This is a genomic window from Promineifilum sp. (SeqCode) (assembly GCF_041918635.1).
In the GTDB taxonomy this organism is placed as follows: Bacteria; Chloroflexota; Anaerolineae; order Promineifilales; family Promineifilaceae; genus Promineifilum.
On record NZ_JAYRVJ010000458.1, the window covers coordinates 1 to 7,571 of the forward strand.

The 7,571-nt window shown below is 68.4% G+C and carries 6 protein-coding genes; all 6 read right to left on the bottom strand.

The genetic code is table 11. From position 1 onward, the window contains the following. Nucleotides 1-851, bottom strand: an 851-nt coding sequence (locus ACE3UY_RS13970; RefSeq protein WP_374688122.1) for an AMP-binding protein, incomplete at its 3' end; no start/stop codon positions are given. Nucleotides 852-956: 105 nt separating this feature from the next. Beyond that, the gene (locus ACE3UY_RS13975) at nucleotides 957-1,952 is read right to left on the bottom strand and encodes a 3-oxoacyl-ACP synthase III family protein (protein WP_374688123.1); all 996 of its coding nucleotides are present in this window, start codon (nucleotides 1,950-1,952) and stop codon (nucleotides 957-959) included. Nucleotides 1,953-2,025: 73 nt separating this feature from the next. Further along, nucleotides 2,026-2,250 carry a hypothetical protein gene (locus tag ACE3UY_RS13980; protein WP_374688124.1) on the bottom strand — a complete coding sequence of 75 codons (225 nt, stop codon included), beginning with the start codon at nucleotides 2,248-2,250 and terminating at the stop codon, nucleotides 2,026-2,028. A 115-nt stretch (nucleotides 2,251-2,365) separates the two neighbouring features. Then, nucleotides 2,366-5,743, bottom strand: coding sequence for a BTAD domain-containing putative transcriptional regulator (locus ACE3UY_RS13985; protein WP_374688125.1), 3,378 nt, complete (start codon nucleotides 5,741-5,743; stop codon nucleotides 2,366-2,368). A 77-nt stretch (nucleotides 5,744-5,820) separates the two neighbouring features. Beyond that, on the bottom strand, nucleotides 5,821-6,897 hold the full coding sequence (locus tag ACE3UY_RS13990; protein ID WP_374688126.1) for a twin-arginine translocation signal domain-containing protein: 1,077 nt from the start codon (nucleotides 6,895-6,897) through the stop codon (nucleotides 5,821-5,823). A gap of 278 nt (nucleotides 6,898-7,175) precedes the next feature. Then, nucleotides 7,176-7,571 (bottom strand): KH domain-containing protein (locus ACE3UY_RS13995; protein ID WP_374688127.1); only part of this gene is annotated, 396 nt, incomplete at its 5' end.

Sequence of the window (7,571 nt, forward strand, 5' to 3'; positions counted from 1 at the left end):
GAGGAGAGATCAGCCGCGGGCCAGTTGGGGGCCTGGGCGATGAGCTGGTACATCGTCGGAACCGCGCCGAAAATGGTCACCCGCTCCCGCTCAATCAGCTCCAGCACGCGCGGCGGGTCGAACGGGCGCATCAGGATGGTCGTCCCGCCAAAGATGATCTGCGGCAGGGTGTAGACAAACAGGCCGCCGGTGTGGAACATGGGGAAGACGTTGAGGTACACGTCGTCGTGGGTCACGTCGTGAATGACCGTGTTGAGCGTGTTCCAGCCGATCATGCGGTGCGAGACCTGGGCCGCCTTGGGCAGGCCGGTCGTGCCGCCGGTGAAGATGAGCGCGGCGATGTCCTCCGCTTCCAGCTCGTCCGTCGCCACCGGCTCGGCCGGCGCGCCGCGCAACACCCGCTCGAACCGCTCGTAGTCAGGCAATTCGTCGCCGTCCCCCAATACCACCATCCAGCCGATGTCATGAGGCTGACCGCTCAAGAGAGCGCGCAACTGGACGACTTTGTCCCGTACGTCATCGGAGAAGACGAGCACCCTGGGCGTCGTCTGCGCCACAATCCCGGCCAACTCCTGCGGATGCAGCCGCCAGTTGAGCGCCGTATGGATCGCCCCCAGCTTGCCGCAGGCGAAAAAGGTGTCGAGGTGCTCCACGCCGTCGTGGGCCAGGATGGCGACGCGGTCGCCGCGGCCGACGCCGGCCGTGTCGCGCAGCCAGTTCGCCAGCCGGTTGGCGCGCTCGTTCATCTGGCGGAAGGTCAGCCGCCATTCGGGACTCTTGCCGGTGTCGATGATGGCCGTGCGGTCGGGCGAATACAACTCGCGCCGGGCCAGGTAGTCGCCGATGTACATAGTGATCTCTCCAGCGTTGGAAGAGACAGCCAGGGGCCAGGGGTTAGGGGCTAGGGGCCAGGGAAGAGCGCTCTTCCCTGGCCCCTAGCCCCTTGTCCCTAGCCCCTAGATCCAGCGCCAGACGGAGGCGGCCATGCTGATGCCGCCGCCGCTGGCGCAGAAGAGCACGACCTCACCCGGTTGGGGGCCGCGGCCGTGCTCGATGGCGTCGTCGAGGGCCATGACAACGCAGGGGGAGCCGGTGTAGCCCCACTTGTCCATCACCCAGTGGGCCTTGTGGAGCGGCTGCCCCAGCAGTTCCATCATCGCCTCGATGGTGCGCAGGTTCAGTTGGGTGAACAGGAAGTGATCGACCTCGTCCAGCGTCAGCCCGGCCTTGTCCAGCGCGCCGCCGATCAGTTTGGGCCAGTACTCGGTGTTGAACGTGCGCGGGAACTTCTTGACGAACTCGACCTTCGGCGGGCCATAGGTCGCCACGTTCTCCGGCGTGCTGGGGCGGCTGGCCCCGCCGCCGTAGATGCCCAGGGCGTCGTAGTACTCCCCCTTGGCGAGGAAGTTGCTGGCGAGGAAGCCCGGCCGGTCGCCCGCGCCCAGCACGGCCGCCCCCGCCCCATCGGCGAACAGGTTGGCTGTCTTCTTGTCGCTCAAGTCGAGGAAGCGGCTCATGCCATAGCCGCCGGCGACGAGGACGTAGTTCATCGTCTCGTCGGTGGCGAGGTAGCGCGCGCCCTGATCGAGGGCGGTCACCCAGCCGGCGCAGGCGCTGTTGACATCATAGGTCCCGGCGTTGACCGCGCCCAGCTTGTGCTGGACGACGACCGACGTGCCCGGCGAGAGGTAGTCGGGTGTATCGGTGGAGACGATGATCAGGTTGAGCTGCTCGGGGCGGACGCCGGCCTTGGCCAATGCCTGGCGCGAGGCTTCCACGACCAGGTCGGACGTGGTCTGCTCGGGCGACATCCAGCGGCGCTCGCGGATGCCGACGTTGGCCTCCAGCCAGTCGCCGGTGGGCTGGCCGAGAAGTTGATCCATCTCGGCGTTGGTCACGACGCGCTCCGGCACGTAGCTGCCGGTGGAGAGAATTTGGGCGATTCGGGTCATAGCTTAGTAGTCAGTGGTCAGTGATCAGTAAGCAGTAAACAGTAAGCAGTGGGCCAGTAGATCAGTGGGACAGTCAAGCGCCCCTGCGCCCCTGCTCCCCTGCCCCCCCGCTTCCCGGCGCTTCAGAAAGACCGACAAAGCGGCGAATGAAGGCGACGGCCTCCTCCCAGCGGACGAAGGCGAACTCCTGGTTGGTCTGCACGTTGAGGATCGACCCCCGGTAGGCGGTGTTCTCGGGCGGCCCCGAATGGATGAACCGGACGACAAAGGAGGTGATCTCGGGCGAGTTTTCTTCCAAGGCTGGTACCCTTTGTAGGTGGTCTCAGGTTAGTGGGAGGATAGCAGAGGAGGGATACACGGGAGTTACCAGGAATGAGCAGGGGGGCAGGGGGGCAGGGGAGCAGGGGGGCGGATCACCCCCGCTCTCCAGCTCCCCCGCCCCCCTGCTCCCCTGCGAATTGTCTAAAGAGCGCACCCGTCTCCTCCGACGGCGACACGTCCAGTTCGGCGCGCAGGGTTTGGACGCAGCGCTGGTAGACGCGGGCGAGCTGGCCGCGGTTGCCCAGGCCGTGGTAGGCGGCCATCAGGTGGCGGTAGGCGCGCTCCCAGCAGTTGTCGGCGGCCAGGATGCGATGGCACAACTCGATGGTCTGCTCGAAGCGCCGGCAGCCGAGGTAAAGCTCGGCCAGCCGGTCAGCCGCGCCCAGAAACAACACGGCCAACCGCTCCCGCTCGGCCGCCGCCCACGTCTCGTAGATGGCCTCGGGCAGGTAGTCGCCCTGATAGAGGAAGAGAGCTTGTTCCAGCAGTTCCATCACCCGGCCAGGTTCCAGGTTCCAGGTTCCAGGGGCCAGGGAAGAGCGTTCCGCCCTGGAACCTGGAACCTGGAACCTGGAACCTGCTCCCTCGGTTGCCTGCGCAATGAGAGTGACAAATCGTTCCGCGTCGAGCCACAGGTCGGCGGCGGGGCGCAGGCTATAGGCTGTGCCCTCGCGCAGGATGAAGGCCGATTCGGAACCGGGGCCGCGCTCCGGCTCGAGGACGTGGTAGAGCGTGTTGAGTGTCACCTTGAAGTTGCGCCCCGCCGCCGCCGGGTCGAGGCCGGGCCACAGGTGTTCGAGAATCTGGTCGCGGTCTAGCGCGGTATGGCGGTAGGTCAGCAGCAGCTGGAACAACTGGCGCGCCTTGGCGCGCCGCCAACTGTTGGGCGCGATGGCCGCGTCGCCCCGCTGGACGGAGAAGCCGCCCAACGTGGTTACCTTGATCTGGTAGCCGGGATGGTGGGTGATGTGCCCCAACCCCAGGGCGGCCAGCATGCGCCCGGCGTACTCGCCGTTCCAGTTGCGGTCGCGGGCCAGGATGAGCAAGGGCGTCAGGATGCGTTCGTCGGGCGGGCCGAGCAGCGTGGGCCGCGTCAGCAGGTAGTCATAGCCGTTCTCGGCGCAGGCGGTCAGCGCGGCCGGCAACAGCTGAGCCAACAGGTCGAGCTTGCCCTGCCGCCAGCGCACCAGGCACAGCCACAGGCGGGTCGCGCACGCGCCGAAGGAGTCGCCGCACTCCTGGAAGCCCTGCAACGCCCGGCTCAGCCATTCCAGCGCCAGCTCATCCCGCCCGGCCAGGGCCAGCCCCGCGCCCATGGACGCCCGCACCAGCGAGGCGATCCACTCGTCGCCGGCGGCGCGGGCGATCTCGATGCCTTCCTCGGCGACCCGTAGCGCCTGGGGCAGCGCGCCGCTGTAGCCGTAGACGCGGCAGAGGCCCCAACTGGCCTCCACCATCAGGCGCGGCACGGCCAGCTGCCGGCTGATCTCGATGGCCCGTTCATACGCCTGGCGGGCGCGCTCATGGCGGTCGGGGTCGTCCAGCAGCGCCAGCGCATGCCCCTGGCGCAAGTGGCCGACGGCTGTGACGAACGGCGAGCGCAGGTCTATGCCACGGCGCGCCCCCTCCTGGGCAAAGGCGTAGGCTTCCCGGCCGCGGCCCTGGAGCGAGTAGACCAGCGACAGCAGCAGGTGGGTCTCGCGGTGGGCGCGCGGGGTCAGCACCGGCTCCAGTTGTTCGGCCGCGGCGCGCTCTTCCAGCTTGCGGCGCGCCTCGTCCAGCCGGCCCGTCCGCAACAGCACGCGGAAGAGCAGTTGCGAGTCGGACGGGCTGGCGCTGCGCAGGGCGTCGGCCTGCTGGCGCAACTGCTCGGCTTCCTCGATGTGGCCGGCGTTGAGCTTGTTCTCGGCCAGCAGTTCGTAGAGGCGGGCGCGCATCTCGCGCCCCTCCAGCCCCTCGCTCAGGCGAATCGACTTCTCCAGCAGCGCCTCGGCCTGGCTGGGATCGACCGTGTCCAGGTAGACGCGCGCCTGACCGCGCAGGGCGCGGGCCATCCCCTCGACGTGACCGCGCTCCCGCCAGGCGGCCTCGGCCTGCTGATACCAGCCCAGCGCTTCCTGGAACCGGCTGCGCAGGCGGGCCAGTTCGCCCATGTAGAACAGCAGGGCCGGCCGCTCCGGCAGCAGTTCGGGCGGCAGCCCCCCCAGATAGGCCGCCAGCGTATCCAGCCGGCCCGAAGCCAGCAGTTGCCCGCCATAGCTGTCGAGCAGCGCCGCCGCCCCCTCGTGGTCGCCCGCCCGGTTCAGATGGTAAATGGCCTCGTCCAGGTCATCCCGTTCCTTGAAGTAGGCCGACGCTCGCCGGTGAGCCTGCCGGCGCTGTTCCGGGCCGGCGAGCTGTTCCAGGAAGTGGTGGAAGATGTGGTGGTAGCGCAGGCTGCCGTCGCCCAGATCGACCACAAACAGATCGATGCGGCGCAGATAGGCCAGCATGCTGGCGCTAGAGACCAGGTTCCAGGTTCCAGGTTCCAGGGCGGAGCGTTCTTCCCTAGCCCCTAGCCCCTGGCCCCTAGCCCCTATCAATGCGTCGCAGGCTTCGGGGGTGATGATGCGCAGGACGGAGGTGGCTTGCAGGAAGGCCTGCACGTCGGCCGGTTGGCCCTCGAAGATCTCGGTCGCCAGGACGTGAAAGAGGCTGTCGAGCGACGTGGCCTGGTGGGACAGCACGTCCTCGACCGAGCCGAACGCCCCGCCGCGCAAGCTCTGCCAGACCAGTTGCAGGGCGATGGCCCAGCCCTCGGTGGCCTCGTGAAGCAGTTCGGCCTCGTCGCCGGTCAGCTCGTAGCGGTAGACCTCGGCGAACAGGGCGGCGATCTCGGCCGTCGTGAAGGCCAGCGCGGCCCGGTCAACGTGCCGCACCATCCCCTGCGCCCGCCAGCGGGCCAGGTTGGGCAGCGAAATCGGCTGCCGACCGGCCAGCAGGATGTGCAGATCGGGCGGGGCCAGCCCGACCAGGCGGTCGAGCAGGCGGGCGATCTCGGCGGCAGAGGCGGCCAGGTGGGCGTCGTCCAGCACCAAGAGCGCCGGCTCATGCAGTCCGGCGCTCAGGCTATTGATCCACTCGTCCAGGATGCGCGTGGAGGGCAAGGGGCTGCTCGTCCCGTCCCACGACTCCAGCAGCGAGATGGGCGATTCGCTCAGGGTAGGGATGGCCTGGCGCGCGGCGTGGCAGAGGTGCAGCAGGAAGACGAGCGGGTCTCTGTCTTCCTCCATCACCTGATACCAGATGAGCGGCCTTCCCAGCCCGGCCAGCGCGGCCAGGGCGGTCGTCTTGCCGAAGCCGGCCCCGGCCTGGATGAGCGTCAGGCGGAAGTTGAGCGCGTCGGCCAGTGTGTGCGTCAGGCGCGGGCGCTCCAGTGTGCGGGCGCTGGGGCGTGGGGGGGTGATGCGGGTGCGGAGGACGGTGACCATGAGAGGGGCTAGGGGCTAGGGGCTAGGGGCTAGGGACTAGGGGTTAGGGAAGAGCACTCTTCCCTAACCCCTAGTCCCTAAATCTGATTCTGCGCGCGGTAGTCGGCGATGGCCTGGCGCAGCGTCTGCCGGTTGGTTTGCGCGGCGCGGACGGGGGCGGCCAGTTGCTGCTCGTAGACCGCGCCGACCTGGTTGGCCTGGTCGGCCGTGGTGCGGGCGCGGGCGATGACTTCGTCGCGCAGCGGGCGCACCAGCCGCCGCGTCAGGGCCGGCTCGCCGTCGATGCGCTGCAACCACACGTCGAGCGGCCCGGCGACGTTCGTCTCCAGCCCGTTGAGCGTCGTTGGCGTCTCGGCCAGCAGGGCTGTCAGCGCGCTCATGACGCCGGCGGCCTTCTCGCCCGCGCCGAAGGGCAGCCAGCGGCGCAGCCCTTCGAACCAGTCGGCCAGCATTTCCAGGAAGTCGCCCACCCGCTCGACGGCCCGTTGCAGCCAGCTCTCCACGTCGGCGTAAAAGGCGCGCATCTTGTTGGCCTGCACGCCCAGCCAGTTCCGGCCGTTGTCCAGCAGGGGGATGTGGGCCTCGACCTCGCCCAGGGCCAGCTGGCCGGTGTCCAGACCCAGCGCCAGCGCCGGCACGCCGCCCAACAACTCGCCAATCTTCTGGCCGACCGCGCCCAGGCCGTTCTCGACCACGCCGCCCAGATCGGCGGCGTCGAGCTGCTCATAGAGGGCCACCAGGCCGCCCAGCACGCCCAACTGATTGCGCGCGCCGTCGAGTTCCAGCGAGAGCGTATCGCGGGAGGTGCGGCTCTCCTGCTCGGACGCCTGCAATGAGGCCAGGTCGCGCTGCAACTGGTCAACCTGCGCCCGCAGTTGCATGTTCTCCGCCTGGGACGCGCCGAGCTGGGCCAGCAGGTCGTTGGGGTCGCCGCTGACCGGCTGGCCGGCGACGGGGAGCACCGGCACGACTGTGGAGTAGGCGGGCGGGAGGACCGCGCCGGCCGCGGGAAGAGCCGAATCCGTGGAGATGACGACGGGCGTCTCCATGCGCTTGAGGAGCGCCGCGCCGCCGCCGGTGGCTACGGCGGCCACGGCCGTCACTGTGGCCGTCTTCAGGAATCTACGTCGGGATACACCGTTCTCTTGGGTCATGGCTTGCTTTTGATTATTCCGATTGCGCGGGGGTGCGTTGTTCAGGGGGTGCACGGGATGATCGCCCCCCGATCAGACGCCGCGGGCCGCGCGGCTATTACCCGGTACCAGTTCCTATACGTATCAATCATCGTCGCGATGCGCGACGATTATTCCATCACGCTACGCGCTGTAGGGGCGCACCTGTGTGTGCGCCCTTGGGTTGTGTGTGCGCCCTTGGGCAGACACGCAGGTCTGCCCCTACTATCGCGCCCTTGGGCAGACACGCAGGTCTGCCCCTACTCCCGCGGGCTGTAGCCGAACTGGCGCAGCAGTTGCGGGTCGCGCCGCCAGTTAGGCTCGACCTTCACCCATAACTCTAGAAACACCTTGCCGCCGATAAGTTGCTCGATCTGCTCGCGGGCGGCCGCGCCCAGCTGCCGCAACTGCATCCCGCCCGCGCCGATGACGATGCTCTTGTGGCTGTCGCGCTCGACGAAGATGTCGGCGCTGACGTAGGTGACGCCGTTGGGGCGCTCCTTGAAGTCGCGCACCTGCACGGCCGTGCCATAGGGTATCTCGTCGCGCAGTTGCAGCATCAGTTGCTCGCGGATCATCTCGGCGGCGATGTTGCGCACGTAGATGTCGGTGATCTGCTCCGGCGGGTAGTAGCGCGGCCCCTCGGGCAGCGCCGC